Genomic DNA, 25,995 nt, shown 5'->3' on the forward strand with positions numbered 1-25,995 from the left:
GCGTCGACCATCTATCAATACATGATTTCTCGCTCCGGTCATGCGATTTCACCGCCGAGGATATCAACGGCCTCATGAGGAGTACACCTCGCTAAATCGGTCCGCGTTGACGAGGTCAGAGATCCGTGGCTGGCTAAGCGCCTCGATGTCTCCGTCGGAGTCGCGCTCGGCGGCGCTGAGGACCTCCCCGATCTCGCTCTGGGTCATCCCGCACTGGTTCATCGCCCGAACGAGGTGGTACCGCGACTTCTTCGAGCACTTGTTCCAGTAGTTCTTCTTCAGCTCCTCGACCTCGCGGCGGTGGACGTACTTGTTCTCCGTCCGCTCCTGGTCGCGCTCGACCTTCATCTGGTCCAGCTTCTGGAACTCGGGATGCCAGTCGAGGATGGGCCACGAGATGGTCTCGACCCGCGTCTTGTAGTTGCTCTCGTAGTGCTCGTTGTTCCGCAGTCGGTAGACCTTCGCCTCGCCCTTCGGGCGCCCCTCGGGCGTCTCCTGTGCCTGTATCCAGTAGTCGGCGCTGTCGCCGCCGATCCGGTCGTCGACCCAGCCTTTCGAGGGCGCCGTCATCATCCCGAACACCTGCCGGTATCGCTTCTCGGCGAACGCCTGACTCAGTTCGACGTTGTCGCTCGACGTCGCTCTGCGGGAGTCGGCCGCGCGCTGGACCTCGTCGAGCAGCAGCACCGAGCCCGGCGGGACCTCGTCGTACATCACCTCGTACTCTCGGGGAGAGAACGTCGCCTTCTCGCTGTCCCACCAGGACATGTCCCAGAGCATCGCGAGGGCGAAAGCCAGCGTCGTCTTTCCGACGCCGGTCTCCGCGGCGGCTGTCACGATGACGTGCATATCCCGGTTCGACGTGAGCCGGGCGAGGAACTCGTGGAAGAGCTTCGACTCGGTGAACCCGGGGTACTCTGCCCAGATGTCGACTGGCGACTTCACGTCGCCGTCGAAGTTCTCTACGCCTCGAGATTCTCTTGACGCCATTGTTCCACCTCCTTCATGAGGTCCTCGTCAATCTCCGTCCGGTGCGTCGACTTCGACGTCGTCGCGGTAAATCCGAGCTCGTCGGCGATGTCCTCGAGACGTCGGATAACCCGCACGAGTTGCTCGGGATCGACCGCGAGGATGGCGGGCTTCTGGACCGCCCGGCTGTTCCCGTTCCGGCGCGGCGACGGCTCTTCGACGGTGACGACCTCGTTCTGCTTCTGCTCGATCCAGTGGATGTCTCGCTCCTCCCACGAGGGATCGAGCGAGTCCTCTTCGCGATACTTGTGAAGCACCTCCCGATAGCCGAGAGCGCGCTCGGCGAGCTCGCGGACCACGTCGTCGGGAACCGGCATCGGACTGAGCTTGAACCGTCGGTACTCCCGGACGGCGGAGAGGGCGGCCATTTCGTGGTCGTAGATGATCTGCTTCGGCCGCCGATCTCCCTCGTCGGCCTGCTCACTCATCGTCGAACCCGATCCAGATTCCGTCGGAGTACGTCGCGACACGCAGTTCGTCGCCCTTACTGATGCCGTGGGTGTCCCGAACGTACCCGGTGAGGTTCACGTACAGACTCGATCCGAGCTTCTGTACGGTCCGTTCCTGCTCGTTGAGCGGAGAGTCTCCGCCGCCCCCGTCACGCCGGAGCGCTTGGAGGCCGTCAGCCTCTGGGTCTCGTCCCATGAGCCGGCGGTTTCGTCTACCCCATTTAAATCTAAACTAATGTTTAAACACCGACTCAAACAGAGATTCATACTTTCCAGTTCGGTTAACCCAACCGGACAGATAGCGCGATTCATGGCATCTACAGCCATGAACTCCGGGATGGCGGATCCGCCGGCGTCGCCGGGCAACCCGACGGAGCAGAGTGTTACTGACCGCGTCGCTGACGCGTCCGAGCAGGTGGCCGACAACCTCGAGGACTACCAGCGAGAGGTGACCTTCCAGGCGGACGTAGCCTCCGATGAGTTCGTCCGGCGGGCCGGACTCGAACGGCTCGACCAGATGATGTCGGGGATGATCAATGAGATCGTCGGCGGCATCTTCGCGATCGCCCTCGGTCTCGTTCTCCTGAACCAGCTGTTCCAGGTCAGCATCGTGAACACCAGCGACGGTGCCTTCTCGGGGACTTTCGACACCGTCGAGAGCGTCGGCGGCGCGGCGCTGACGTTCGCCGTCCTCGGCATGCTGGCGCTCGCCGGCGGCACCGCCGTCCGAATGTTCCGGACCTAATCATGTCGGTCCGTTCCGCATCTGCCTCGGTGGCGACGACGGCGGTCGAGCAGACTGAAACGACGGCTGTGACGGCGGTCGAGCAGGCCGAAACGACGGCTGCGACGGCCAGCGTTGAGGGCCACAAAGCGGCAGAGCAAGCGATCGAGGGAACGCGAGTCGAGCGACTCGACCAGATGATGTCGGGGATGATCAACGAGATCGTCGGCGGCATCTTCGCGATCGCCCTCGGCCTCGTCCTCCTGAACCAGCTGTTCAGCATCGGGATCATCGAGACGGAGAACGGCTCGTACACCGGGCCGTTCGGTAACGTCTTCGGCACGATTGAATCGGTCGGCGGCGCAGCGCTGACGTTCGCTGTCCTCGGCATGCTGGCGCTCGCCGGAGGAACGGCAGTTCGAATGTTCCGGACCTAGCGGTCCGGCAGTCGCTTCTTTCCACACATGCGCGCTCAGAGGCCACAACTACAATTCGAGAATCGACCGAGGTGGTGGCCGTGAGCGACCGCGCCGCCGCTTCGACCATCTCCCTGCTGGCGCTCGCCGTGATGCTGGTGCTGTTCGTCCCGGCGCTGTCCGCGTCGATGGGCTCGACCGCCCAGTCCGACGCGGGCGAGCTCGCGGCGAACGTCACCGGTGAGAGCATCACCATCGACTACGACGAGCCCCAGTCGGTCGCGGAGCGCGGGGACGCGTACAGCGAGACGGTCACAGTCCGGGACGCGAACGGGACGCGCCTCGAGGCCGGCACCGACTACCGCTGGAACGACCGCACGGGCGAGCTCGAATGGCTCGCCAGTGACGAGACGATCGAGGGCGAGAGCGGGGAGATCGACTACCGCGCGCTCGACGCGCCGGCGCAGTCGGAGACGAGCCAAGAGTTCCTCGTCCCGTTCACGACCGCGCTCCCGTGGTTGCTGCTGTTCGTCGCGGGGCTTCTCGGGCTCAAGCTGGCCGACGAGGGGTGGTCCTGATGTGGGTCGCCTTCTGGCTGGCGCTGGCGCTGTTCGCGAGCGGAGCGACGTACTCGTACGCGATCGGCGCGCCGAAGCGTCGCGTCTACCTGACGACCGCGTCGGCCTCGGCCGCGTGGGGGATCCTCGCGATCACGGCGCCCGCGGTGTTCACGCTGACCGAGACCGGCGAGACGGTCCCGGTCGGCGCGCCGCTCGAACTCCAGCTCTTCGTCACGGGGATGGCGGTGTTCAGCCTGCTCGTCCTCGTGCTCTACTACCTCGGTCTCTACCCCCCGGAATCGAACGCGAACGACCCGACTGAACCAGACAGATCATGAGTCAGAAACAGATGGAACGACCGGACCTCGACGACCGGACAGCATCGGCAGTCAAACAGGAAGGCGAGCGAGTCGGCATCCAGCAACAGCAGTCCGAGGTTGCCCAGCGGAAGTTCAACCCGGGCTTCTACGCCGAGATCGCGGACCCAGACACGGACACCTCAGTCTGGGACTGGATCCAGGCGGAAGTCGGACCGGTTCTCGCGAAGCCGCAGATCCTCGGCGACCGCGAGCGCTCGTTCGTCGAGAAGAGCGAGCTGCTTGACGCGAACAAAGCGGAGCGGATCATCGCCGAGAGCGAACCCGGCCGACTCCTGAAGAAGAACCCGGAGCTTCACGCCTTCTGGCAGGGCGTCGCGGGGACCGACGCCGAGGGGTACAACGCGCCGATCGAACACCACGACGAGAAGCGCGTCATCAGGGATGCCTTGGAGCTGGCGACGACGCGGAAGAGCCTCTCGGTCAACGGCCGCGGGCTCGACGCGCTCACCAAGGCGACGACGGAGACGAACGTCCGGAAGGACAGCGAACAGGAGAAGAAGAGCATGCGCGAGCGGCTTACGGGGGTGACCCGATAGATGACCGACGACTTCGACGACGACCTCATCGACGACGACATCCTGGACGAATCGGACGACGAACGAGAAGTGCGGAGTGCCGACCCCGACGACTCGGGCGGCTTCGACGCCACCGAGAGCGCGACATCCGCCCGCGACAGCATCGCGGAAAGCGCCTCGACGGCGCGCGATGGGATCTCCGACGCACGAGAGGCCCTTGAACCGAGGGCGAGAGCAGCCGGCGAGCGTGTCGGAGAACTCTCCGGACGCGCACTCGGGGCGTCTATCGCGTTCCTCGTTTCGATGGCGTCGGCGCTGGTGTACACTGTGACGAAGTTCTTGCCGTTTATCGGTGAGAAGTTCTGGAAGAGCGCGATTGAGACCTGCGTCGTCCGCTACCAGAAGGCGGCGGGCGCGGACGTCGTGAACTTCGTGTTTCGTGAGCAGGGGAAGGTTGAGCCCGTCGCGACGAAGTGGCACGAGGGCGAGGACACCGGAGAGAAGCCGGGGTGGAAGGCCGTCGGTGAAGAGAAGGTGTGGGACCCCGGCGCCGAGGGTCGCGGTGTCGAGCGGCTCGGAAAGGCCGACGTGATATTCAGCGACGAGGCCGCGTGGCACACCGCGGACCCGCTGAAGATGCGCGTCTCCGAGGCGCTCGACCTCGAGAACGTCGAGCCGCTGGTGACGAACGCGACGCTCCAGCAGAACATCATCTCGGCCAACACCAACGGAGACGGGAAGGCCGCGATGGCTGACGGCGGCGCGCAGGCCGGTCCGATCACGCTCGACCCGCACCAGCACCAGGCGTTCGACGATTTCGCCATCGACCTGTCTCCCGACAATCCGGCCGCGGACGGGATGCGCATCTCCGGACGGAAGTACAAGGAGATGGACCTGACGAAGACCTCCGCCGAGGAGATGAAGAACCAGGAGACCCGGGGCTTCCTCGCGGGACGTGCCGGGACGGACAACAAGTCGCTGCTGCTGAAGATCGTCCTCGCGGCGTTCGGCTTCGTTCTCCTGTGGGAATTCGGTCCGAACATCCTTGCCGCGATCTTCGGCGAGAGCGCGGCCAACCTGAGCGGCGGCGCGAACATCCCGCTGATGCTCGACGCGACGACGACGCTGATGGGGGTGGCCTGATGATCGCGTCCGCTGACCGAGACAGAGGTGGGTAGCCCGTGTACGGCTACTACTTCAAGGGAGCCCTACTCATCGGCGTCGCGGTCCTGCTCGCGCTGTTCGTCGAGCCGATCATCGGCGAGCAGGCGGCGATCATGGCGATGGCACCGGGCGGCGAGGAGACAGCCGTCTACCGGTACGCCACGGCGGTCGGGGACAGCCTGCTCCTGTTCCTCCTGCTCGGTGTAGTCGCTCTCATACTCGCCGCGGCGCTCGTCGAGCGCGAGCTCGGCGGAGGTGTATGATGAGCCAGATCCGCCGGATGGTGTTCTCCATCGAGGGCGTCATCACCGCCGGCTTCGCGGCGATCATGTGGGTCTGGGCGCAGCCTTACCTCGGCGACATCGTGAACCAGTTCGAGGGCCCGTTCAGTTCGACGTGGGACACGCTGAACCTCGTCGTCCCGGTCACGATCGGCGCGTACTACATCATCTACATCGGGTACGTGATCTGGGGTCCCGTCGAGCAGGAACGCGCCCGCCAGACGGCACGGAGGGGACCATGACGCCGGAAGACCTGGAGCGTCTCCGAGATCGTGAGCTTCGCGACGCTCACGAGGACGCGAAGAACACCGTCGCGGCTCGAGCGGAGGTCGGAGACTAATGCGAACAATCAACCGCAGGCTACTCATCGGACTTGTTCTATTAGCTATTTTTTCTGGAGCAGTATCTGGTGTGACTGTCGTTCTCTCTGAGACGGCACAAACACCAGCTCATGATTCGTCATCTGGTTCGCTAAACGAGGGTGAAAGGGGTGTTCAGATCGGTCTGTCTGATTACCCGCCGAACACGCAACAAGTTAGCCTAACGGTCACACTATCAGACGATGTTAACGGCTACGGACCGATTGACACAGCCACGACAGTATATCTCAGGCACTACAACGGAACGCTTGTCGACACTGAGCCGATTGATAGTCAAAAGAATATCACATTCAACGGCGACTATCCAGAAGGAAAGTATCTGGTGACGGTTGATGACCCAAACAACGGTCACCAGTGGACGCGGTATTTGAGCCCTAATCTCCCATATACGTCTGAAAATGGCCGTGTCAGAATAAATGCCTCAGTTGTCAATGGGGATATTTACGATGGTGAGCCGTATAACGTGAGGAAGGTAACGGTTGAGATCACATCAGATGTAAATAAACCAACGCTGAGTGATCCTCAACCGACTGGCGGTCGTTTAATAGAAAATTCGCCTGTCGAATTGAGCATCGACATCAGCGACCCCGACTTCGGCACGTCGGAGGGTGACGAACTTACGGTCACGTTCTACGACGAGTCTGACGGCTCAGAACTCGGCACGCAGACAATAACGCAGAACCAGACGGTCAACGAGACGTTCGACAACCCGGTCTCAGGAACGAACGAGTGGAGCGTCCGGGTCGAGGACAGCTACGGAAACGTCGTCGAGAGCGAGACGTTCAGCTTCCAGACGCCCGAGGTCTTGGAGCTGCGGAACGAGAGCGCGCCGAACACCCTCGTGACCGAGGAATCCGACATCGAGGTTAGGTTCTTCGGTCGGGAGTCCGGCGAGGTGATCACCCGAACGGCCACGAACGGGACGGTCGACATGACCGGTCTCCCAGTCGACGAGCCGCTTATCGCGTCGACCGATGTCGACGGCTACTTCCAGCGGTCGATCGCGATCGACTCTATCCTCGAGCAGCAGCGGATGTTCCTGCTACCTGAGTCGGCAGACGCCTCACAGGTCGACTGGGTCCTCGACGACAACAGCGGCCGGTTCGATCCAGGTGAGACCACGCTGTTCATCGAGCGTCCGATCGAGATCGACGGGACGACCAAGTACCGGGTCATCTACGGCGAGCAGTTCGGTGGGACCGGCCGGACCGCGTCGACGCTCGCGACCGGTGACCGGTACCGCCTCCGTGTCGAGAACCAGGACGGGAACACCCGGCTGTTGGGGTCTTACCTCGCAGCCGGCGCGGCACAGGAGACGCTGACTGTGGGCTCCGTCGACTTCCCCGGCCTCGACGACACCGGGACCGCCTTCTCCGCGGTGCTCAACGACGAGGACGGAGTCATCGACTACCGATTCGCCGACGACTCCGCAGAGACGGACGAGCTTACAGTCGAGATCTACAAGAACGGTGAACTCGTCCGCAACTCGACGCTCTCGGGACCGGTCCAGACGGTCCGCGAACAGGTGCCGCTGTCCGATCTGAACCACTCGGAGGGTGACTCATACCGTATCGAGTACTCGGCCGACCGAAACGGGATCGTAATCGACGGCGAGCGGATCGTCGGCGATGTCCCCGAACTCGCGGACGACTGGAACATCGACGCCGGCCTGCTCAACATCCTTGGGATGATCACCATCGTCGCCTCGTTCGGTGGCGTGGTCATCTTGTCACCGCGTCACGCCGGCATCGTCGCCTTCTCGGTCGCGTTCGCGCTCTCGATCATCGGTGTCGTCGCGATCAACCAAGTCCTCATCGGGCTGGGATTCGTGGCCAGCGGCCTCTTCGCCGCAGCCGGAGGGAATCCATGAGGACAGCGTGGGCGGTGCTGCTCGTCTTCGCGTTCGCGACGGGCGTGCTCATCTTTCAGCTGTCTGGCGTCGGCGCGATCTTCGGTGTCGGCAGTCCGACCGCCGACCTCAGCTCCGGCGACCGCTTCGCCGAGGAGGCCGACGACAACATCCTCGAGGAAGGAGACGACGAATCGTTCAACCCCGACGCACGCGGGAGCGACAACCTCGTCGGCTTCATCATCAGCGGCTTCTCCATCGTCTTCGGCTACGTCAGGCTCGTGGTGTTGCTCCCGATCGAGATACAGAACCTCGGTGCGCCGCGTTGGGCGGCATACCCGCTTGGACTGTTCCTTCAGACCGTCGTGATCTTCGGAGCCGCGCAGTTCGGCTCCGGGAGGATCTGGTCATGATCGGGAGCGTCCTGTCGGTCGGCGCGACCGACCTCGGCTGCTACACGTCCGGCTCGAGTCCGGCCGAGGCCGACCTCCTCTCGTGTCTGATCGGCGACGCCGGCGCCGCGTTCGGGACCATGGAGATGTTCGCGATGGTCGTCGCGTTCGGGCTGCTCATCAGCCTCTACATCGCGAGCGACTTCGAGCCAGCCGCCCCGACGCTCGGGACCATCCTCGTCGGCTCGATGCTGATCCCGGCGCTCCCCGGACAGTTCAGTCGCATCGGGCTCGTGATCATGCTGGTCGGCGTCGTGGCCGGGATCTTCGCCTTCGGCCAGCGCTACATCCTGGAGGTGGGTACATGAGGCCCGCCTTCCGGATGATCGGCCAGATCCTCACGATGCCGATCGGCATCGCCCACGAGGGCGTTCACTCGTTCGCCGCCGCGCTGGTCGGCCTCGACGCGCAGATCGTCGTGAAGCCGAACGGCTCGACGTGCCACGTCGACTTCGAGCCGGCGAGCGCGGCACAGCAGGCGCTCGTCGCGCTCGCGCCGACGCTGACGGCGTTGCTCCTCGCCGGGCCCATGTGGGCCGCCTTCGGCGACGGACGCGCCGTGACGGCGCTCGTGGTCACGAGCGCGCTGCTGCTCTTCGGAGCGCCGTCGCGGGCCGACCTGAGTACAGCTCTGAGACCGTTCCACTCGACAAAAACAGACCATGCCACGAGGAACTAACAGCAACGACGGTGCGGAGATGAACCGAGCGCAGAGACGACAGCAGGCGACCGAGCGGCGCCAGCAGACCGCCCAGAGCCTCGGAACCGACCCGGGCGAGGTACGCGTCCAACAGCGGCGAAACCGGAACACGGTCGCACTCAGCGGCGAGGGCGAACAGGATGTCCGGCAGGCACAGACCGCGGACTCGGAGTACATCCGACCCGACGACCTCAACGTCGAGGACAGCGGCCCCGGTATCGAGGTCGGCGTCGCCGAGACCGCGCGGCAGGACATCGCCTCGCGGGTCAAGCAGGACGTCGCCGGGCAGAGTCGCTTCGCGCGTCCCGGTGACGTCGCCGTCGAAGTGACCGAAGCCGGCGTCGAGAAGGTCGACGTCGACCAAGCCGCGATCCGCTCGCGGCGGCGCGCATTCGAGCAGCGTCAGGCGCGCCGCGAGGCCGCGAGCGAGCTCTCCGACGAACTCGGCCGGGACGTCGACCCGTCCGACATCGAGATCTCGGACGGGCAGGCGACGCTCGCCGACGACGCGGCCCAGGAGGTCATCGACCAGCAGCGAAGCGACCTCCGCTCAGACGCGGCCGAGGAGTTCGACGTCGACCCGTCGCAGGTCGAGATCTCCAAGCAAGACGGCGAACTGGTCGCGCAGGCCGACGTCGAGCGACAGTTCGAGCAGCAGTTCAAGGGCGACCCCGCCCGCGGCATCCCCGGCGTGAACGTCGCCCGCGAGGCCGCGCGGAGACAGGTGGCCGACGAGCTGGGCGTCGAGGCCGAGGACGTTGAACTGAGCCGGCAGGACGGGCAGGTGATCGCCGAGGCCGACGTTCCGCGCGACACTCTCCCGTCGGACAGTACCTCAGTCGGGGCCGGTCTGGGAGGAAACGTAGACACGACTTCCTTCAACCTCCCGTCTCGGAGTGGTTCGGGAACAGCATCGACTGACACTTCGACATCGCCGGGCGCGCTCGCGACCGTGACGGGCACGGCGGCGAGCACGCTCGCGAACAACCCGGTCGGGAACGCGATCGGAAGGGGTGCGGACGCGCTGTTCGGAACTGACTCGCCGGATAGTGGTGTTCTCGGTGGTGTAGCGGACCGGTTGGATACCGAGGCCGAGGACATCAATAACACATTCGCAGACCAGATCCGCGAGAGCGATCCGAGCCGTACCCAAGCGGTAGCACCAGGAGTCGGCGGCTTGTCCGCAGCGGCGAATAGCGAGTTCATCCGGGGTAGTGCCGCGACCGCGACGGAGTTGGCGAATCCGGCTGCCGCCGGACGCGATCTAATAAACCTCGGCAGTGCTGGCGCCCAGGTGGCGGACTTCGTCGCTGATGAGGGCCCTGAAGGCGCTCAGGTAGTTCTCGACGCCGCTGAGGCTGGTGCGCGCGCCGCGCCCGGAGCGGTTGTCGACGTGGCTCAGGCGGCCCGAGACAATCCGCAAGAAGCTGCGGAGGTCGGAACCGCAGTCGTCGCCACGGGCGTCGCCGGTGGAGCAGGCTTCCGAGGTGTTCGTGGCGCCGCGTCGGGAGCGCGTCAGCTGACACGACGACTCGACGCCGATCTCGCGGAGTTCCGTCGGGCCAACCGCGCCCAGGGGCAGATCGGAAGCCAGCGTTCCCGGGATACTGTCGACTTCTCGGACGCGCAGAGCGGTCGCGACTTCGAAGCCGACCTGCGACAGGAAGACCTCACCCAACGCCAGGAGATACTCCGTGACCAAGCGACTCGAGAGCAACGTGTCACGGAAGACCTCGTCGACAACCCGCGAAGCGCGGACCCGATCGGGACGGGCGGACGCGGGCCGACGATCGATCCGGATCGACCGCCGCGGGCCGGGCCGTCTCGACCGACGACACGGACGCAGAGCGTCGGGCAGAACGTTCCGCGGGAGATGGCCGGTCTACAGCGTGCGAACAACGTCCCGACGGCAGACCTCCGGACCACGGTGGATGTCACGCCAACCGCTACGTCGACGTCGGGAGCCGCTCGCGGTGCCGCGGCGGCGACGGGAGCAAGCGGCTCTCGAGCTCCCAGCCAGCTCGTCGACGCAGACGGTAGCGTAATCGAGCCCGCCTCGGGCCTCGACATCACGACGCCGCGGCCAGCGACCGAAACAGGCACGACGACGGCCACGACGACGCTCGCGGACCAGGTCACCGGAACGCAGGCCGCAACGACCACAGGAACCGCTACAGCGTCCGCGGACGCGTTCCTGAACCAAGGTCTCGGGACTGCGACGGGAACGCGATCGAGTGCCGTTCCGAGCGGTGTTGGTCTCGGTACGCGCCCAGGCGTGAGAACAGGTCTCCGCCCCGGCCAGCGTGTCGGCACCCGGACCGGGACGGGGCCGCGCCAGACGCCGAGATCGGCAGCGCCCTCGGCATCGCGTGCCAGTTCGGCCAGCACAGCCGGATCAACCGCAACTACTGCGAGTGAGCGAATAGCGAGAGCATTACCAGGAGGGGTTGGAAGTAGAGGCCGAGGGCGCCGAGGCCTACCAGAGTTTTCGGCTGATGGCGAATCTGAAGAAGGGGAAGTCCCGGAAAACTTCATTGAGAGTACCTTCGACAATCCGATTGCCTCCGTAACCGAGGTAGAAAGAGAACTGGAGGAATTCTTTGAAAGAGGTTAGAAAGTATATCCAACCATAGATATACAATCTTTGACGTATTATCGCTAGCTATGGGGTTGAAAGGTTTTCTTGTGCGCTCAATCAAAGGGACTATTCTCTTTTATCTCGTCCTGGGATTGATCGGTTTGGTGATCGTCGGTGGAATCGCTGTCTTGGAATCTGGAACTGGTTACGATTTTGGACCCGAACCGATCTCTGAAGAGGAAGTTGAAGATGAAATGGTTCAAAGGATCAACTCGGAGCGTTCAAAACAGTATTTAAACAACCTTACTGAACTCCAAGCGGCTGATGAGTTGGCAAGTAGGCATACCGAGGTAATGAATGAATCTGGAGAAATTTCTAACATCGCCGGTAACTGGAGCATCGGAAATAGCCTCGGGTCAATTGGTTGCGAGCCCGGTGGTGAAACTGTAGCAAAATCATACGTGTTTGAGTCTGTTGAGTTGGAGAATGAGACGATATACGTCGAGGACGCATCTGAGACCGCGGAGATGTTGGTGAAGATCTGGATGAATTCAGAACCGAATAGAGATATGATAATGAATCCACGTTGGGGTGGTGTTGGAGTTGGCGTCACAATCAATGAAGATGATGAGGTCTACGCATCGTTGATTGTCTGCGGTGTTTGAGATAACACGGTCCGAGAAGGGGCTCAATTTTTCGCGCGTGGCGAACCCCTGTTTCGAGTGCTTCAGGTGGAACTTCTGAAAGCGGTTGCTGTGTATTTTCCCCCGAAGGGGGTGCCCTTAGGCACACTCCCTAAGGGGTCCGTCCCAGCCCGTGGGATCGAACACTGACCAGCGGCAGCGCTCACGACGACGTCGACGTCGATCGCGAGCGCGATCGAGAGCAAAATCGGCTCAGATATCACTCAAAACGTAACGAGGTCGACAAGAAACAGGGGGCAGGATAGTGTTGCCACTCAACTGTCGGTGGTCAGCGGGGGAGCTTCGACGAGAAGAGAACGTCCCCGTTGCGGTTTATCGGGCGCTGACCCGTCCGACGTCCCTTCTCCTTCTCCGTCCAGGAGAACTCACCGCTGATGAACTTCCGGTACGCCATCGAGCCCGTGTCCTCCGCGGCGTCAACGCCTGCGCGGATGAGCTTCACGAGCTCGACACGCGAAAGCGGCTGGCCGCCGAGATCGACGACCATCCCATCGACGGACTCGGTGATTGAGATGCCGTGGCGCCGAGCCCAGCGTGCGAGCGCGGAGTCCTGGTCGATCATCTCCGTCTCCGCCGACGCGAGCTGGCGCACACCACCGACTACCCAGTCCGTGACGTCCTCGAAGGTGTTCAGCAGGTCCTGGAACTTCTCGCGGATCAGGCTGTCCTCGAACGACATCTTCGCGTTCGCGACCTCGACGAGGTCGTCGAACTTCTCGGCGGCGCGGTAAACAGTTGAGCGAGACGTGTCCGACAGCTCGGCGAGCTCGTCGACGCCGGCGCCGTCGCCGCCGTCGGTCAGCGCGGCCAGCACGGAGCGCTCAGACTCGGTCGCATCGCCGCGAGCGAAGTGCGCGACCGCCTGCTGCTCTTCACCCTCCCGGACGCTAGGCATCTTGTTGTCCACGAGGTCGAGATCTCGCTCTGACTCGGTCGCCTCGAAGTAGTGATCCGCCGTGTAGACGCGGGGGTCGGCGCGCGTCGGGAGTCCTGCCCAGAGGAGGACGTTCACGAGCGACTCGTCGAGCTCCGTCCGGAGCGCCTCAACGTCGAACGCGCCCTCCTCGCTCCAGGGCACCGAGGCTCGGTCGGAGTAGTCCTTCGACCACTGAAGCTCGAGCTTCGGATCCGAGAGCGGGTCGTCGGCCGACGACGTCTCCTCGGACCTAGCGAACTCCGGGTGGTAGTACTTCACCAGCTTCCCGACGCCGTTCGGCTTCTCCGTGAGCTTCTTCCAGGTCGACTCATCGAGCGCGACGGCGTTCCGGTGGCCGACGACCTTCTCGTTGTCCCACTTGTACTCGCCCTTCCCACGGTTGTTCGAACCGAAGAGCGCGAGCTGGTCGAGGACGGCGCCCTGCCCGGCGACGTGCTGCTCGCCGGCGCCGCGGTCCAGGCGGAGGTACATCTCCATCTGGTAGGCGTTCGAGTGCTCGTGAACGCACTCCTCGCGGAAGTAGTGGGTGCTGATGTCGAGCTCCTCCGCGAGTCGACGAAGCAGCGGGATCACCTCGTCCGGCTCTAAGTTGCTGGAGTTCGCCTGAACACGCAGCCCGTACGGAAGATCCTCCGGCATCGACCCGATCCGTTCGCCGTCAGCCGTTCGCGCGTCCGGCAGCGACGGCCGGAACTGAAACGACGCCTTCCGCTCACCGAGACCGTCCTGCGCCCGGACGGCGATCTGGTACTCGTTGAACGTTTCGTAAGGTCGCATCGGCGCAGCGATGCCGCCGGACCAGTACTTTGTCTTGTCCGGGTTGATCTCCCAGAGCTCGTCGCCGAAGACGAACGACCCGACGTCGTCGGCGATGCTGGGTTCGTACTGGGAGACGATCGCGTCGTACGGCGACAACGAGCCGGGGTGACCGTTCTGACTCGTCTCGGGCTGCGAGAACAGGAGGTGAGCGCCAAACGCGTGAACACGCGGCTCGACGCATTCGATCGGCCCCTCGACGTCGAACGTCCGGTACTCGGTCGCCTCCGGGCTGCTGGGATGGACCTGCCGAGTCCCTTCGCTAGCGGCGTCGCGAAGCTCGCGCGCCTCGTCAGAATCGACGACGCCCTCGATCGAATCCTCGTCCTCACCGGTGACGGGCTCGGCATCGCCCAGCAGCTCGTCGAGGTCGCCCTGCGGCCCGGGTTCGAGGTAGTCGTCGCTCAAAGCTCCACCTCCTTCCGGGGGACGACCACGGCACCGGACTCGGCGCCGGCGAACACGGCGACGAGCGGGACCCACGGCTCGGTAACGTCGAGCGCGGGCTCGCCCGGGTCGCGATCGCTCGGATCGAACACATCGACGGAGGCGTGTTCCGGCGCGATCGCGAGGACGTACCGCCCGTCGCGATAGCCGCGGACCGGCACGGTCTCCGAGCTGACGCGGTCGATATGGACGCCGTCGATCCGACGGCGCGGGACCAGATGCGTGTCGACTGAGTCGACGACGACGTCCTTCGTGACGGGGTTCGCGGCGACCTTCTCGCCGTCGACCCACCGTGCGATCGGTCGGCGGAGGATGGTCTGATCGAGGCGCATCACTCCACCTCGTCGACGTCGAAAACACGCGACCAGGCGAGCTGTGTCTCCCGTCCGCGCCCATCGTGTCGTTCTCTCCAGCTGGAGGTCTCGTCGATGACGTGGTCAACGGTCGTCGCGGGGACGACCTTCATCGCGATCGCCGGCCGGGCCGGCCGCGGCTCGCAGACCACGAACAAGTAGACGCCGCCGGCGTCGAGGAGCGCTTCGTGCTGCGTCTCGCGGAGGCTGAAGCGCCCGCGTCGCTGTGCGCTCCCGTAGACCGCCATCGTGCTCTTGATCTCGACGAAGGTCCCGGCTTCAACGACACAGATCCCGACGAAAGGCAGGTCAGTGCGTGGGAAGATAGCGGTCTCGGCGACTGCGTCGTAGTGCTCGCTGTCGGCGGTGGGTTCGAGCTCGACGACGACATCGAAGACCTCGTGTTCGGCGTTCTCGCCGGCGCGCTTCGCGGCAGCGAGGGTGTCGCTGCTCATGGGTCCAGCCTCCCGGGCATCCGCACGTCTCGGGGGGTCGTCCACGGTCGGACGCGCGCCGCTCCGCCGCCGTAGGCCCACACCGTGGCGCCGAGGAGGTGCTCGCGAGCGATCGAGGCTCGGTCACGATCAACGCCCTCAGTGTCTTGAACACGGCCACCGTCCGCGAGGAGCGTCGCCTGCTCGGTCTCCTGCTCGCGTTCTTCGGGGTAGTCGAACACGCGGAAGTAACCGTGGTGCGCGCACCGCCACGCGCCACTGCCGCCCTCAACATCGATGCGCTCGCAGATCACCCGGCACTCGTGGCCGTCGTCGCCGCTGGCGCACTCGGTTACTGGACAGACCGGATGCTCGTAGTCGGCGGTGTACTCGCAACTCGACGGTTCCCACCACTCGACGACATCGTGCCGGTGGTAGGTCCCGTGAATACCGGGATGAGCCTGCGCTTCTCGCGTTCCCGAGTCGGCCCAGCCGTCGGTTTGCGGAGCCACGGCTGGAATTACTTCGCGACCGCCGTCGGTGACGAGCTGCGTCTGCTCGGTCTCCTCGCCCGGGCGCGTCTCTCCGACGTACTCGAACTCGACGACCGTCACCTGCTTGTCGTCGCTCCACGAGTCCTCGCCGTAGACCTCCTCGTAGCCGTCGCGGAAGTCCTCGACGCCGTCGTAGTCGCCTTCGCGCCGGGCGCTCGCCTCGGTGATCTCACCGAGGTACTCTTCCCGCTTCCCGGTGATCCGGATGAAGCAGTCGCACTTCTCGTCCGGCTTCAAGAGGTCGGTTTTCGCGGCGACTACCGTCCCGACGTTCGGGCCGTGGTAGTTCTCGGCCCACTCCCGGCGCGTGACGGTCTTCGACCCGGAGCGGATCATCGGGATGTGGTACTCCTTGAACAGCATCAGATACCGACCTCCTCCCGGAACACCACGGCATCGCAGTTGTCGCACGTCGCGTGGAGGTCGTCTGAGACCGTCACGCGTCCGTTATCGCAGTCCGGGCACGGAGCGTCGCGATCGGCTTCGTCTCCGGATTGATCGCTCACTTGAACCACCTCGGTTCCGCCGCCGACTCTCCGGGCTTCTCGTCGACCACCGCGAGATAATCGTTCATGCGTCCGAGCGTGTTGAAAACGGCAACCTCGCGGCGCTCGTATCCGAGAGACATCGGCATCCCGGTCGTCGTGAACCCGAACTGAATGAACCGCCCGCCCGGCGCGAGCAGGTCGTCGAACTGCCGTTTCGCGAGCGCGTCGTCGCCGACTTCGCGGCCCTCGTAGCTGCGATTCGACTGATACTGCGAAAACGGCGGATCGTAGACCACCGTATCGAACGAGCCTGCCTCGAGCTCGTCGCCGATCTCGCAAACGTCGACGTGGAGGTCCGCGTCGCGGTCCTCGTCGATGTCGTTCCGGACGATCTCGCCGTCATGGACGAGCTTCGTCCGACCGGCGCACGCGTTCAGTACGCGCCCCTGAAGCCGCTCCTCGACCCATCGGCGGATCTTGTCCGAGCGGAACGTCCATCGGTTCGGTTGAACAGCGTGGTACGACATCTGAAGGTCGTCGTAGCCGTCGCGCTCGGCGTCGGCCGCGTCGTCGAGCGCGCCCATCAGCGGCACCTCCGTTCAACTTCATCGGCGGATCTATCAGACATCGGCCGGCTCACCTCCGTAGAGCGCGGCCTGCGCGTCCGGATCCCAGCGGTAGACGCCCTCGTGGTCGCGATACCACAAGACGAAGCGACCCGCCTGTGATCGGGCGACCTTCGTCGACTCGACGGGTTCGAGGCGACGGTTAACGGTCGCGAACAGCACCATCCCGTCGTCCGGCTCGGCGCTGTCGAACAGCGCGAGGCCGTCGACGCCGAGGGCGACCCGGTTCATCTTTTCGCCGTCGACGGCGACCTGGTCGGGCACCTCGTCGAGCGTGACGAATCGCTGCCCGCGGACCGCGTGGGCGTCGGGATCTTCGACGTCGAGCTCGCGCATTTGGCTCCAGACCTCGCCGTGGTGAGCGCGGAACCGGCAGAGGTGGAACGGGCAGAGCGCCTCGTCGGATCCGAAGTGCGGCCACGCAACCCGGTAGGTCGCATCGCGGTCGCACTGCCCGATGCCGCAGGGACCGCCGTCGTCGACGGGGCCGACGTCTGGTTCGAGCGGCGCGCTGCCGGTGATCTCCCACGGCTTGCGCGTGGTGCCACTCATCGGCTACCTCCGTCGGTGCGGGCGGCACCGACACGCTGGCCGCGGTTCCGGTTCGGATCGTCTTGTGGATCGACGAGGTCGACGGCGACGTCGGCGGCGCTCCCCTTCGAGACGCGGCGGAAGCAGTCGCAGCCGAGACAGCGGTGCGCGCGGTCCTGCTCGTCACCGTGAACGCGACAGAAGCTCTCGGAGACGTGCCGTCCGCAGTTGAGGCACTCGCTGGCCTCGCCCGAGTCGCGGTCGAGGCGCATCATGGGCGGCACTCCCCCTCGTCGAGAGCCGGACACTGGTCGCGTTCGCCCTCATCGATCGGAAGTCCGCAGAACTCGCAGCAGACCGGGTCGAGGACCACTTCCTCTGACGCGGTCATCGGCTCTCACCCCCACGACGACCGCACGACGGCGTCGACGCGCGTTCGGACCCCGAGGCTAATCGGTTTTCTCGGGGGAGGGGGTCAAAACGCTGTTCTCCGGTTAGGAGGGAGAACAGCGTTTCTACTGTGTGCTTGGGAACAACCGTTACGACTGAGGAATCGGGATGGACTCGCGGGGATTTGAACCCCGGGCCTTCCCCGTGCCAGGGGGATGATCTACCACTGATCTACGAGCCCGCGAACGCATCCGTTCGTTCCCCGCTGGATATATTAAGGCCTTCGACTCGCCGACGCGAGGCAGGCCCGCCCCGGAACGGGTTAGATCCGATCGGAGTCGACGTACACGTCGAGGTCCACGTCCCGCCTCGATCCCTCCAAGTCCTGAACGGCCCGTTCGACGACCTGCTCGGCCTCGTCTCGGATCAGCGGGACCGCCTTCTTCAACACCCAGTCGAACGAGACCAGCCGCGGGAGATCGAGCGCGTCCGAACTGGCGGAGCCCGGGTCGAACTGGACTTCGAGCGCGACCTCGCAGGGGGCGTCGTCGCTCTGGTCGGCGTCGTCACTCGTGTCGTCGCTCGCGTCGTCGCTCGCCGCGGGCGTCACCCGCCAGCAGCCGCCGGCGTCGATGTCCTTCGTGATCTCCCAGTCGATGCGGGCGGGCGGATCGACGCCGGTCACCTCCGAGCGGGCGGTGTAGGAGATCTTCCACCACGCGAACGTGAGCGCGTACCGGGTCCCGGGCCCGCCGTCGCCGGTCACGGTGCGGACCTCGCGGAGGTACTCCGAGTAGTTCGCGTACTGCGGGAAGTCCAGCAGGAACTCGTACACCTCCACGGGGTCGGCGTACACCTCCGTTCGCACGACGAGTTCGTCCACGTACTCGGGTTCGCGCGGCGCTTATTAAACGGTCCGGCGACAGTACTTGGTCGGCCTTTCCGTGACAGTCGCTGTCGGATCTCCGGACGCTGATATACAAGTAGCCGACGAGAGATCGGCCGTGACTGCCTCCAAAGCCCCAGTCGCGAGGACTCGATGCGCTCGCTGCGGTCCTCGGTCGCTACGCTCCCTGCGGTCCTTGCGTCGCGCGTCGTCGTCCTCGCGACTGCCCCTTTGAGTCCCACCCAACAGCGACCGCACCGCGCCTCACACCTCCCCAGCCTCGTCGGTGGTCCTCCGCTTCGCTCCGGACCACCGACTCCCTCGCGCGTGCGACTCGCGCCCTCCGGGCCCTCGTCGGCACGCGCCACCGCACTCGGTCGGTTATTTATAACTAATCGGTGGGCAGGAACCGAGGCGAGTGGAACCCGGAACGGGCCGCCGAAGCCGCCGGATACATGGGGGTCGCGGCGCTCGTACGCCCATGGCTGCCGACGAGCGCAACGCCTTCGAAGTGTACCGCGACCGGGTGGATCGACCCCTCGGACGGCTGTTCCGCGAGTACGGGGCCTCCGAGGCCCACTGGCTCGTGGTCGGGATGGTCGCCAACATCGTCGCCCGCGTCGCGGGGCTGATCCCGCCGGTCGTCCTCGGCGTCGCGATCGACGCCGTCTTCACCGGCACCGGTCCCTACACGCTCCCGATCGTTCCGGACGCGTGGCTCCCCACCGGGGACGGCGCGCAGTTCCGCCTCTCCGTGCTGCTCATCTTCGGGTCGTTCATCGTGACGGGCGTGTTCACGTACGTCTACGGCATCGCGGCGAACAACTTCGCGCACCGCGTGATGCACGCGGTCCGCACCGACTCCTTCGACCAGATGCAGCGGCTCGACATGACCTTCTTCGACGACAAGCAGACCGGCGAGGTCATGTCCGTCCTCAACAACGACGCCTCGAACCTGGAGGTCTTCTTAGACAACGCCCTCCAGAACTCCGCCCGCCTCGGCGTGATGCTCGTCGGGATCGCGACGGTCCTCGTCTACTACAACTACGAGCTCGCCGTCGTCACCCTCGCCGCGATCCCGCTGATGTTCCTCTTCACGCTCTGGTTCATGCGCGCGGTCGAGCCGCGGTACACCGCCCAGCGGTCCGTCGTCGGCGACCTCAACACCGCCCTGGAAAACGCGCTGTCGGGCGTCGAACTGGTGAAGACCTCCAACACGGAGGCCCACGAGAGCGAGCGCGTGGAGGACGCCTCGTTCTCGTACTTCCAGCGGACGATGTCGATCCTCCGGCTCAACTACGTCTACCGCCCCGGGATGGAGCTGCTCGCCGGGCTTGCCTTCGCCGCCACCTTCGCGGTCGGCGGCTACTGGCTCGCGAACGGCCCGCCGGGCCCGTTCTCCACGGAGCTGACCGTCGGGACGTTCGTCACCTTCGTCCTCCTCACGCAGCAGTTCGTCGCCCCGCTCGCCGAGGTCTCGAACATCATCGATCAGTACGAGAACGCGAAGGCCTCCTGCGAGCGCGTGTTCGGCCTGCGCGACATCCCGGTACGCATCGAGGACGCCGACGACGCGGTCGAACTCGGCGGCGAGGGCCGGAGCGACGACGGGGCTCGAAACGACGGCGGCGCCACGCCGGCCGGCGGCCCCGACCACGGCGGTGTCGCGGGCGCGGTCGAGTACGACGATGTCTCCTTCGCGTACCCCGAGAACGCCCTCGTCGACCCCGAGGACGCCGAGGAGGAGGTCCTCCGCGGCGTCTCGTTCGCCGCCGACCCGGGCGACACCGTCGCCCTCGTCGGCCCGACCGGCGCCGGGAAGTCGACGCTGCTCAAGCTCCTCCTCCGGCTGTACGACGTGACCGACGGCGCCATCCGCGTCGACGGCCACGACGTGCGCGACGTGACCGTCGAGAGCCTCCGCTCGTCGGTCGGCTACGTCGCGCAGGACACCACGCTGTTCGACGGCACCATCGCCGAGAACATCCGCTACGGGCGGTTCACGCGGATCGATGAGGCGGGCGCCGAAGGACTCGACGAGGACGAGGTCCGCGAGCGCGTGGTCGAGGCCGCGAAGGCCGCGGAGGCCCACGAGTTCATCTCGTCGCTGCCGAACGGCTACGAGACGCGGATCGGCGAGCGCGGCGTGAAGCTCTCGGGGGGACAGCGCCAGCGCCTCGCCATCGCCCGGGTCGTCCTCCAGGACCCCGCGATACTCATCCTCGACGAGGCGACCTCGGCCGTCGACACCGAGACGGAGATGCTGATCCAGCGCTCGCTCGACCGCCTCGCCGCCGACCGCACCACCTTCGTCATCGCGCACCGCCTCTCGACGGTCACAGACGCCGACACCGCCCTCGTGTTGGAGGACGGCGAGGTCGTCGAGCGCGGCACCCACGACGAACTGCTCGCCGCGGACGGGCTCTACGCGAAGCTCTGGGGCGTCCAGGCCGGAGAGATAGACGAGCTGCCGGAGGAGTTCGTCGAGCGCGCCCGCGAGCGCCACGTCGACCGCGCGGTCGAGCGGGCGACCGAGAGCGAGGTCGACTCGGAGACGCTCGAATAGCGGACGGCGCTCCTTTCGCGGCTCAGTCGTCGCTCGACACCTGACCGGTCGCGTCGGCGTCGGCGTCCGGCACCGCGGCGGCGGGCGCGGGCGGCTCGTCGCGCACGTCGGCGCCCGTGCCCTCCGCGATGACCTCCGCGTACGCGTCGGGGAAGACGCGGACGAAGTCGTCGAGCGCGGCCTCCCAGTCGTCGAGGAGGTCGGCCGCGCGCTCGCTGTCGGTGTACGCGCGGTGGTTCTCGACGAGCCGGCGGAGCATCCGCTCGTCCGACCCCTCCAGCGTCTCGGAGACCGACACCATCCCGCGGTTGACGCGGTCGTCGAGGCGGTCGTCGGGGTCGTACACGTAGGCGATGCCGCCGGACATCCCGGCCGCGAAGTTGCGGCCCGTGTCGCCGAGGACGGCGACGACGCCGCCGGTCATGTACTCGCAGCCGTGGTCGCCGACGCCCTCGACGACCGCTTTCACGCCCGAGTTGCGGACGCCGAAGCGCTCGCCGGCGACGCCGTTGACGTACATCTCGCCCGCGGTCGCGCCGTACAGACAGACGTTGCCGGCGACGACGTTCTCGGTCGGGTCGTACGCCGCCTCGGCGGGCGTGTCGATCACGAGGCGCCCGCCGGAGAGCCCCTTGCCGACGTAGTCGTTGGCGGCGCCCGACAGCTCCATCGTGATCCCCGGCGCGAGGAACGCGCCGAAGCTCTGCCCGGCCTCGCCGTCGAACCGGCAGGAGATGGTGTCGTCCGGGAGGCCCTCGCCGCCGTGCTCGGAGACGACGCGGTTCGAGAGCGTGGCGCCGACCGCGCGGTCGACGTTGCGCACGTCGCGGGTGAGCGCGACCGGCGCGCCGTCCTCGATGGCGGGCGCGGCCTCCTCGATGAGGTCCCAGTCGAGCAGGTCGTCGATACCGGAGTGAGCCTGCTCGCGGACCTTGGTGCGCGACTCGCCCGCGGGCTCGGCGATGACCGCCGAGAGGTCGAGGTGCTTCGCCTTCTCGTGGTCGGTGTCGCGCTGAGACAGGAGGCCGGGGCGACCGATGAACTCCTCTAACTCCGTGTACCCCTGCTCGGCCATTATCTCGCGCAGCTCCTGCGCGATGAACGTCATATAGTTGATGACGTGGTCCGGCTGCCCGGGGAACCGCTGGCGGAGGTCCTCGCGCTGGGTGGCGACGCCGACCGGGCAGGTGTTCTCGTGGCACTGCCGGGCCATCACGCAGCCCGAGGTGACGAGCGACGCGGTGCCGAAGATGTACTCCTCGGCGCCCAAGGCGGCCGCGACCGCCACGTCGCGGCCGGTCCGCAACCCGCCGTCCGCGGAGACGCGAATGCGGTCGCGCAGCCCGGTGGCGCGGAGCATCTGGTTCGCCTCCGCGAGCCCGAGCTCCCACGGCAGACCGGCGTTCTTGATCGAGGTCTTCGGCGAGGCGCCGGTGCCGCCGTCGTGACCGGAGACGTGGACCACGTCGGCGTTCGCCTTCGCGACGCCGGCCGCGATGGTCCCGATGCCGGCCTCCGAGACCAGCTTCACGTTCACGTCGGCCTCGGGGCTCGCGGCCTTCAGGTCGAAGATGAGCTGCTTGAGGTCCTCGATCGAGTAGATGTCGTGCTGGGGCGGCGGCGAGATGAGCCCGACGCCCGGCGTGGAACACCGGACGTGCGCGATCATCTCGTTGACCTTCTTGCCCGGGAGGTGGCCGCCCTCGCCGGGCTTCGAGCCCTGCGCCATCTTGATCTGGAGCTCCTCGGCGCTCGCGAGGTACTCGGAGGTGACGCCGAAGCGGCCGGAGGCGACCTGCTTGACGGTACACTCCTTCTCGGTGTCGAACCGCTCGGGCGGCTCGCCGCCCTCGCCAGTGTTCGACTTCGCGCCCAGCCGGTTCATCGCGATGGCGTTGTTCTCGTGGGCCTCCGGCGAGATGCTCCCGAGGCTCATCGCGGCCGTCGAGAAGCGCTCGACGATCGACTCGACGGGCTCGACCTCCTCGACCGGGACCGGGTCGCGGTCGGAGTCGAACTCCAGGAGCCCGCGGAGCGACTGGAGCTCCTCGGTCTGGTCGTTCACCAGCTCCGCGAACTCCCGGTACTGCTCGTAGTCGCCGCCGCGGACGGCCTGCTGGAGCGTGCCGACCGTCTGGGGGTTCCAGCCGTGTTTCACGCCGGACGAGCGGTGCTCGTACTCGCCGACGGTCTCCAGTTCGGGGTCGGCGCCGAACGCCATCGCGTGGCGCGTGCGCAGGTCGTCTTCGATCTGCTCGATCCCGATCCCCTCGGTGCGGATCTCGGTCCCCTCGAAGTACTCGGCGACGAACTCGGAGTCGAGCCCGACCGCCTCGAAGATCTGGGCGCCCTGGTACGACTCCATCGTCGAGATGCCCATCTTCGCCATCGTCTTGAGGAGGCCGTCCTCCAGCGCGTGGCGGTACGCGGCGAGCGCCTCGTCCTCGTCGGCGCCGTCCGGTCCGGCGACCACGTCGGCGATGGAGGCGTACGCGAGGTACGGGTCGACGGCGTCGGCGCCGTAGCCGACGAGCGTCGCGAGGTGGTGGACCTCGTGGGGCTCGGCGGACTCGACGACCACGCCGGCGCGGTTGCGGAGCCCCTTGCGGACGAGATGGTGGTGGACCGCGCCGGTCGCGAGCAGGCTCGGCACCGCCAGGCGGTCCGGACCCACCGCGCGGTCCGAGAGGACGACCACGTCGGCGCCGTCCTCGATTGCGGCCGCGGCGTCCTCGCGGACCCGGTTGACGGCGTCGACGAGCGACCCGTCGCGGTCGTAGGTGACGTCGACGACGACGGAGGTGAAGTCGGGGCGGTCGGCGGCCCCGTCCGCGTCGCCCGGGCTCCGCTCGCCCGGTCCGGGCAGGTCGCGGAGAGCGGTCGTCTCGGCGTCCGTCAGGACCGGGGAGTCGGCGACGATCTGCTCTGCGTGCTCCGGCGTCTCGTCGAGGAGGTTGCGCTGGTTGCCGATGCGCGTCTCGAGCGAGGTGACGAGCTCCTCGCGGATGTAGTCGATCGGCGGGTTCGACACCTGCGCGAACAGCTGCTTGAAGTAGGTGAACAGCGGGCGGTCCACGTCGGCCAGCACCGAGAGCGGGGTGTCGTCGCCCATGGAGCCGACCGGGTCCTTCCCGTCCTTCGCCATCGGCTCGACGAGGTGGTTCAGCGAGTCGGTCGTGTAGCCGAACGCGGCCTGGTGGGCGCGGACGGTGGGTTCCGCGTCCCCGTCGTCGGCGTCGTCGGCCTCGTCGACCGAGTCCGCGCCGATCCCGGCCGCGGCGTCGTCCTCGTCGGTGAGGGCGTCGAGGGCGACCTGGCCGTCCTCGACCCACTCGCCGTACTTCTCGTCGGTGAGCTCCTCGAACACCTCGTCGTCGGGGACGATCCGGCCCGCCTCGGGGTCGGCGACGAAGATTTCACCAGGCTGGAGCCGGCCCCGGCGGCGCACGTCCGCGGGCTCGGTCGGGAGCGCGCCGACCTCGCTGCCGACGACGAGGCGGTCGTCCGTCGTCACCTCGTAGCGACACGGGCGGAGCCCGTTGCGGTCTAAGACGCCGGCGACGCGCTCGCCGTCGAAGCCGATGACGAGGGCGGGGCCGTCCCACGGCTCGACGAGGGAGGCGTGGTAGTCGTAGAAGTCCGCGCGGTCGTCGTCCATCAGGTCGTCGCCGCGGAACGCCTCCGGGATCAGCATCCGGAGCGCGTGCGGGAGGTCGCGGTCGGTGTGGAGGAGCAGTTCGAGCGCGTTGTCGACGCTCGCGGTGTCCGACTGGTTCGGGTCGTCGATCACCGGCTTGATCGTGTCGAGTTCGGCCCCGAACGCCGGGTGTTCGAGGTCGTTCTCGCGGGCCCGCATCCAGTTGACGTTGCCCCGGATCGTGTTGAACTCGCCGTTGTGGACGATGTTGCGGTACGGGTGCGCGAGGTGCCACGCGCCGAGCGTGTTCGTCGAGAACCGCGCGTGGACTAAGGCGACGTGGCTCGCGAAGCGCTCGTCGGTCAGGTCGGGGTAGTAGTCCGCGAGCTGCGAGCCCTTGAGGAGGCCCTTGTAGACGACGCGCTGGCGGTCGAGCGAGCAGACGTAGAAGCGCCCCGCCCCGTCGACCTCCGAGACGGCGTTCTCGATCTCGCGGCGGGCCGCGTACAGCGCGCGGTCGAACCCGAGCAGGTCCGGGTCGGCGTCGTCGGGGCGGTTCCCCTCGCTGGTGAACCGCTGGGCGAGCCCCGCGCCCTCGACGGGCGCGACGAACACCTGCGACACCTCGGGCTCGGAGTCGAGCGCGGTGGCGCCGAGGTCGGCGTTGTCGGTGGGCACGGACCGCCACGCGAGCACCTCCAGCCCGTAGACGGCGCACACCTCGGCGATGACGTCGTGTATCTCCGCCTGAACGCCCGGTTCCGGCGGCATGAACACGGAGCCGACCGCGTACTCCTCGGGGAGGTCGGCGTCGACGACCTCGCGGAAGAACTCGTCCGGTCGCGCGACCATGATCCCCGCGCCGTCGCCGGTGTTCTCCTCGGCGCCGGTGGTCCCGCGGTGTTCGAGGTTTTCGAGCAGTTCGACCGCGTCCGCGACGGTGTCGTGCGACGGCGCGCCCTCGAGGTCGACGACCCCGCCGATGCCGCAGTTCGACCGGTCGTCCGTCGGCGCCGCGAGCCCCCCCTCCTGACCCGAGGACTCCGAGTCGCGTACGCCCCGGGTGGTACTACGTGACTTGGTCATACGCGTTCCTACGGATGAACAGTTAAAGGTATGACCCTGATAGGGGTAGGATCCATCGTACAC

The 25,995-nt window shown here is 66.3% G+C and carries 27 protein-coding genes and 1 tRNA gene; 15 read left to right on the forward strand and 13 right to left on the reverse strand.

The window, feature by feature from the left end; all coding sequences use genetic code 11:
- Nucleotides 1–72 precede the first annotated feature (72 nt).
- The 3 genes from HPS36_RS02035 to HPS36_RS02045 are packed head-to-tail and all read right to left on the reverse strand — an operon-like array spanning nucleotide 73 to nucleotide 1,674.
- Nucleotides 73–990, reverse strand: a complete 918-nt coding sequence (locus HPS36_RS02035; protein WP_173228320.1) for a hypothetical protein — start codon at nucleotides 988–990, stop codon at nucleotides 73–75.
- Nucleotides 963–1,457 carry a hypothetical protein gene (locus HPS36_RS02040; RefSeq protein ID WP_173228321.1) on the reverse strand — a complete coding sequence of 165 codons (495 nt, stop codon included), beginning with the start codon at nucleotides 1,455–1,457 and terminating at the stop codon, nucleotides 963–965. The genes HPS36_RS02035 and HPS36_RS02040 overlap by 28 nt, the downstream gene beginning before the upstream one ends.
- Nucleotides 1,450–1,674 carry a hypothetical protein gene (locus HPS36_RS02045; RefSeq protein WP_173228322.1) on the reverse strand — a complete coding sequence of 75 codons (225 nt, stop codon included), beginning with the start codon at nucleotides 1,672–1,674 and terminating at the stop codon, nucleotides 1,450–1,452. Before HPS36_RS02045 ends, HPS36_RS02040 begins: the two co-directional genes overlap by 8 nt.
- A 114-nt stretch (nucleotides 1,675–1,788) precedes the next feature.
- On the opposite strand from HPS36_RS02045, the gene HPS36_RS02050 reads away from it, so the two are divergent.
- From HPS36_RS02050 to HPS36_RS02115, 14 genes are all read left to right on the forward strand, one after another.
- Entirely contained in the window at nucleotides 1,789–2,223 is a 435-nt protein-coding gene (locus HPS36_RS02050; RefSeq protein ID WP_173228323.1) for a hypothetical protein, read from the forward strand.
- Nucleotides 2,224–2,252: 29 nt separating this feature from the next.
- A complete protein-coding gene (locus HPS36_RS02055) occupies nucleotides 2,253–2,639 on the forward strand; it encodes a hypothetical protein (RefSeq protein ID WP_173228324.1) in 387 nt (128 codons plus the stop codon).
- 80 nt (nucleotides 2,640–2,719) lie between these two features.
- The gene (locus HPS36_RS02060; RefSeq protein WP_173228325.1) at nucleotides 2,720–3,196 is read left to right on the forward strand and encodes a hypothetical protein; all 477 of its coding nucleotides are present in this window, start codon (nucleotides 2,720–2,722) and stop codon (nucleotides 3,194–3,196) included.
- Nucleotides 3,196–3,516 carry a hypothetical protein gene (locus tag HPS36_RS02065; RefSeq protein ID WP_173228326.1) on the forward strand — a complete coding sequence of 107 codons (321 nt, stop codon included), beginning with the start codon at nucleotides 3,196–3,198 and terminating at the stop codon, nucleotides 3,514–3,516. Before HPS36_RS02060 ends, HPS36_RS02065 begins: the two co-directional genes overlap by 1 nt.
- Nucleotides 3,513–4,094, forward strand: a complete 582-nt coding sequence (locus tag HPS36_RS02070; RefSeq protein WP_173228327.1) for a hypothetical protein — start codon at nucleotides 3,513–3,515, stop codon at nucleotides 4,092–4,094. Before HPS36_RS02065 ends, HPS36_RS02070 begins: the two co-directional genes overlap by 4 nt.
- On the forward strand, nucleotides 4,095–5,216 hold the full coding sequence (locus HPS36_RS02075) for a hypothetical protein (RefSeq protein ID WP_173228328.1): 1,122 nt from the start codon (nucleotides 4,095–4,097) through the stop codon (nucleotides 5,214–5,216).
- A 38-nt stretch (nucleotides 5,217–5,254) separates the two neighbouring features.
- The gene (locus HPS36_RS02080) at nucleotides 5,255–5,500 is read left to right on the forward strand and encodes a hypothetical protein (protein ID WP_173228329.1); all 246 of its coding nucleotides are present in this window, start codon (nucleotides 5,255–5,257) and stop codon (nucleotides 5,498–5,500) included.
- The gene (locus HPS36_RS02085; protein WP_173228330.1) at nucleotides 5,500–5,760 is read left to right on the forward strand and encodes a hypothetical protein; all 261 of its coding nucleotides are present in this window, start codon (nucleotides 5,500–5,502) and stop codon (nucleotides 5,758–5,760) included. Before HPS36_RS02080 ends, HPS36_RS02085 begins: the two co-directional genes overlap by 1 nt.
- Before the next feature lie 97 nt (nucleotides 5,761–5,857).
- Nucleotides 5,858–7,768 carry a hypothetical protein gene (locus HPS36_RS02090; protein ID WP_173228331.1) on the forward strand — a complete coding sequence of 637 codons (1,911 nt, stop codon included), beginning with the start codon at nucleotides 5,858–5,860 and terminating at the stop codon, nucleotides 7,766–7,768.
- On the forward strand, nucleotides 7,765–8,160 hold the full coding sequence (locus HPS36_RS02095) for a hypothetical protein (protein WP_173228332.1): 396 nt from the start codon (nucleotides 7,765–7,767) through the stop codon (nucleotides 8,158–8,160). The genes HPS36_RS02090 and HPS36_RS02095 overlap by 4 nt, the downstream gene beginning before the upstream one ends.
- Nucleotides 8,157–8,507, forward strand: coding sequence for a hypothetical protein (locus HPS36_RS02100; protein ID WP_173228333.1), 351 nt, complete (start codon nucleotides 8,157–8,159; stop codon nucleotides 8,505–8,507). The genes HPS36_RS02095 and HPS36_RS02100 overlap by 4 nt, the downstream gene beginning before the upstream one ends.
- Nucleotides 8,504–8,878 (forward strand): hypothetical protein, encoded by a 375-nt coding sequence (locus HPS36_RS02105; RefSeq protein WP_173228334.1) that lies wholly within the window; start codon nucleotides 8,504–8,506, stop codon nucleotides 8,876–8,878. The genes HPS36_RS02100 and HPS36_RS02105 overlap by 4 nt, the downstream gene beginning before the upstream one ends.
- Nucleotides 8,879–8,897: 19 nt before the next feature.
- A complete protein-coding gene (locus tag HPS36_RS02110; RefSeq protein ID WP_173228335.1) occupies nucleotides 8,898–11,513 on the forward strand; it encodes a hypothetical protein in 2,616 nt (871 codons plus the stop codon).
- A 128-nt stretch (nucleotides 11,514–11,641) separates the two neighbouring features.
- Nucleotides 11,642–12,142 (forward strand): CAP domain-containing protein, encoded by a 501-nt coding sequence (locus tag HPS36_RS02115; RefSeq protein ID WP_173228336.1) that lies wholly within the window; start codon nucleotides 11,642–11,644, stop codon nucleotides 12,140–12,142.
- Between the two features lie 307 nt (nucleotides 12,143–12,449).
- On the opposite strand, the gene HPS36_RS02120 is transcribed toward HPS36_RS02115, so the two are convergent.
- From HPS36_RS02120 to HPS36_RS02160, 9 genes are all read right to left on the reverse strand, one after another.
- Nucleotides 12,450–14,342, reverse strand: coding sequence for a DUF7845 domain-containing protein (locus tag HPS36_RS02120; protein WP_173228337.1), 1,893 nt, complete (start codon nucleotides 14,340–14,342; stop codon nucleotides 12,450–12,452).
- Nucleotides 14,339–14,713 carry a hypothetical protein gene (locus tag HPS36_RS02125; protein WP_173228338.1) on the reverse strand — a complete coding sequence of 125 codons (375 nt, stop codon included), beginning with the start codon at nucleotides 14,711–14,713 and terminating at the stop codon, nucleotides 14,339–14,341. Before HPS36_RS02125 ends, HPS36_RS02120 begins: the two co-directional genes overlap by 4 nt.
- Nucleotides 14,713–15,189, reverse strand: coding sequence for a hypothetical protein (locus HPS36_RS02130; protein ID WP_173228339.1), 477 nt, complete (start codon nucleotides 15,187–15,189; stop codon nucleotides 14,713–14,715). The genes HPS36_RS02125 and HPS36_RS02130 overlap by 1 nt, the downstream gene beginning before the upstream one ends.
- Nucleotides 15,186–16,085, reverse strand: a complete 900-nt coding sequence (locus HPS36_RS02135; RefSeq protein ID WP_173228340.1) for an ASCH domain-containing protein — start codon at nucleotides 16,083–16,085, stop codon at nucleotides 15,186–15,188. Before HPS36_RS02135 ends, HPS36_RS02130 begins: the two co-directional genes overlap by 4 nt.
- 139 nt (nucleotides 16,086–16,224) lie before the next feature.
- Nucleotides 16,225–16,794 carry an SAM-dependent methyltransferase gene (locus tag HPS36_RS02140; protein WP_173228341.1) on the reverse strand — a complete coding sequence of 190 codons (570 nt, stop codon included), beginning with the start codon at nucleotides 16,792–16,794 and terminating at the stop codon, nucleotides 16,225–16,227.
- A 36-nt stretch (nucleotides 16,795–16,830) separates the two neighbouring features.
- Nucleotides 16,831–17,388, reverse strand: coding sequence for a hypothetical protein (locus tag HPS36_RS02145; RefSeq protein WP_173228342.1), 558 nt, complete (start codon nucleotides 17,386–17,388; stop codon nucleotides 16,831–16,833).
- Entirely contained in the window at nucleotides 17,385–17,642 is a 258-nt protein-coding gene (locus HPS36_RS02150; protein WP_173228343.1) for a DUF7563 family protein, read from the reverse strand. Before HPS36_RS02150 ends, HPS36_RS02145 begins: the two co-directional genes overlap by 4 nt.
- Before the next feature lie 284 nt (nucleotides 17,643–17,926).
- Nucleotides 17,927–17,998: transfer RNA gene (locus HPS36_RS02155), tRNA-Ala, on the reverse strand.
- 81 nt (nucleotides 17,999–18,079) lie between these two features.
- Nucleotides 18,080–18,640, reverse strand: coding sequence for an SRPBCC family protein (locus HPS36_RS02160; RefSeq protein WP_173228344.1), 561 nt, complete (start codon nucleotides 18,638–18,640; stop codon nucleotides 18,080–18,082).
- Nucleotides 18,641–19,124: 484 nt separating this feature from the next.
- Here HPS36_RS02160 and HPS36_RS02165 point away from each other — a divergent pair, with 484 nt between their 5' ends.
- Complete coding sequence (locus HPS36_RS02165) at nucleotides 19,125–21,209, forward strand: ABC transporter ATP-binding protein (RefSeq protein ID WP_173228345.1); 2,085 nt, start codon at nucleotides 19,125–19,127, stop codon at nucleotides 21,207–21,209.
- 22 nt (nucleotides 21,210–21,231) lie between these two features.
- Here HPS36_RS02165 and gltB read toward each other — a convergent pair whose 3' ends face one another.
- On the reverse strand, nucleotides 21,232–25,932 hold the full coding sequence (gltB, locus tag HPS36_RS02170; RefSeq protein WP_173228346.1) for a glutamate synthase large subunit: 4,701 nt from the start codon (nucleotides 25,930–25,932) through the stop codon (nucleotides 21,232–21,234).
- Between the last annotated feature and the right edge of the window lie 63 nt (nucleotides 25,933–25,995).

The sequence above is a fragment of the Halorubrum salinarum genome, assembly GCF_013267195.1.
Classification (GTDB): Archaea; Halobacteriota; Halobacteria; order Halobacteriales; family Haloferacaceae; genus Halorubrum; species Halorubrum salinarum.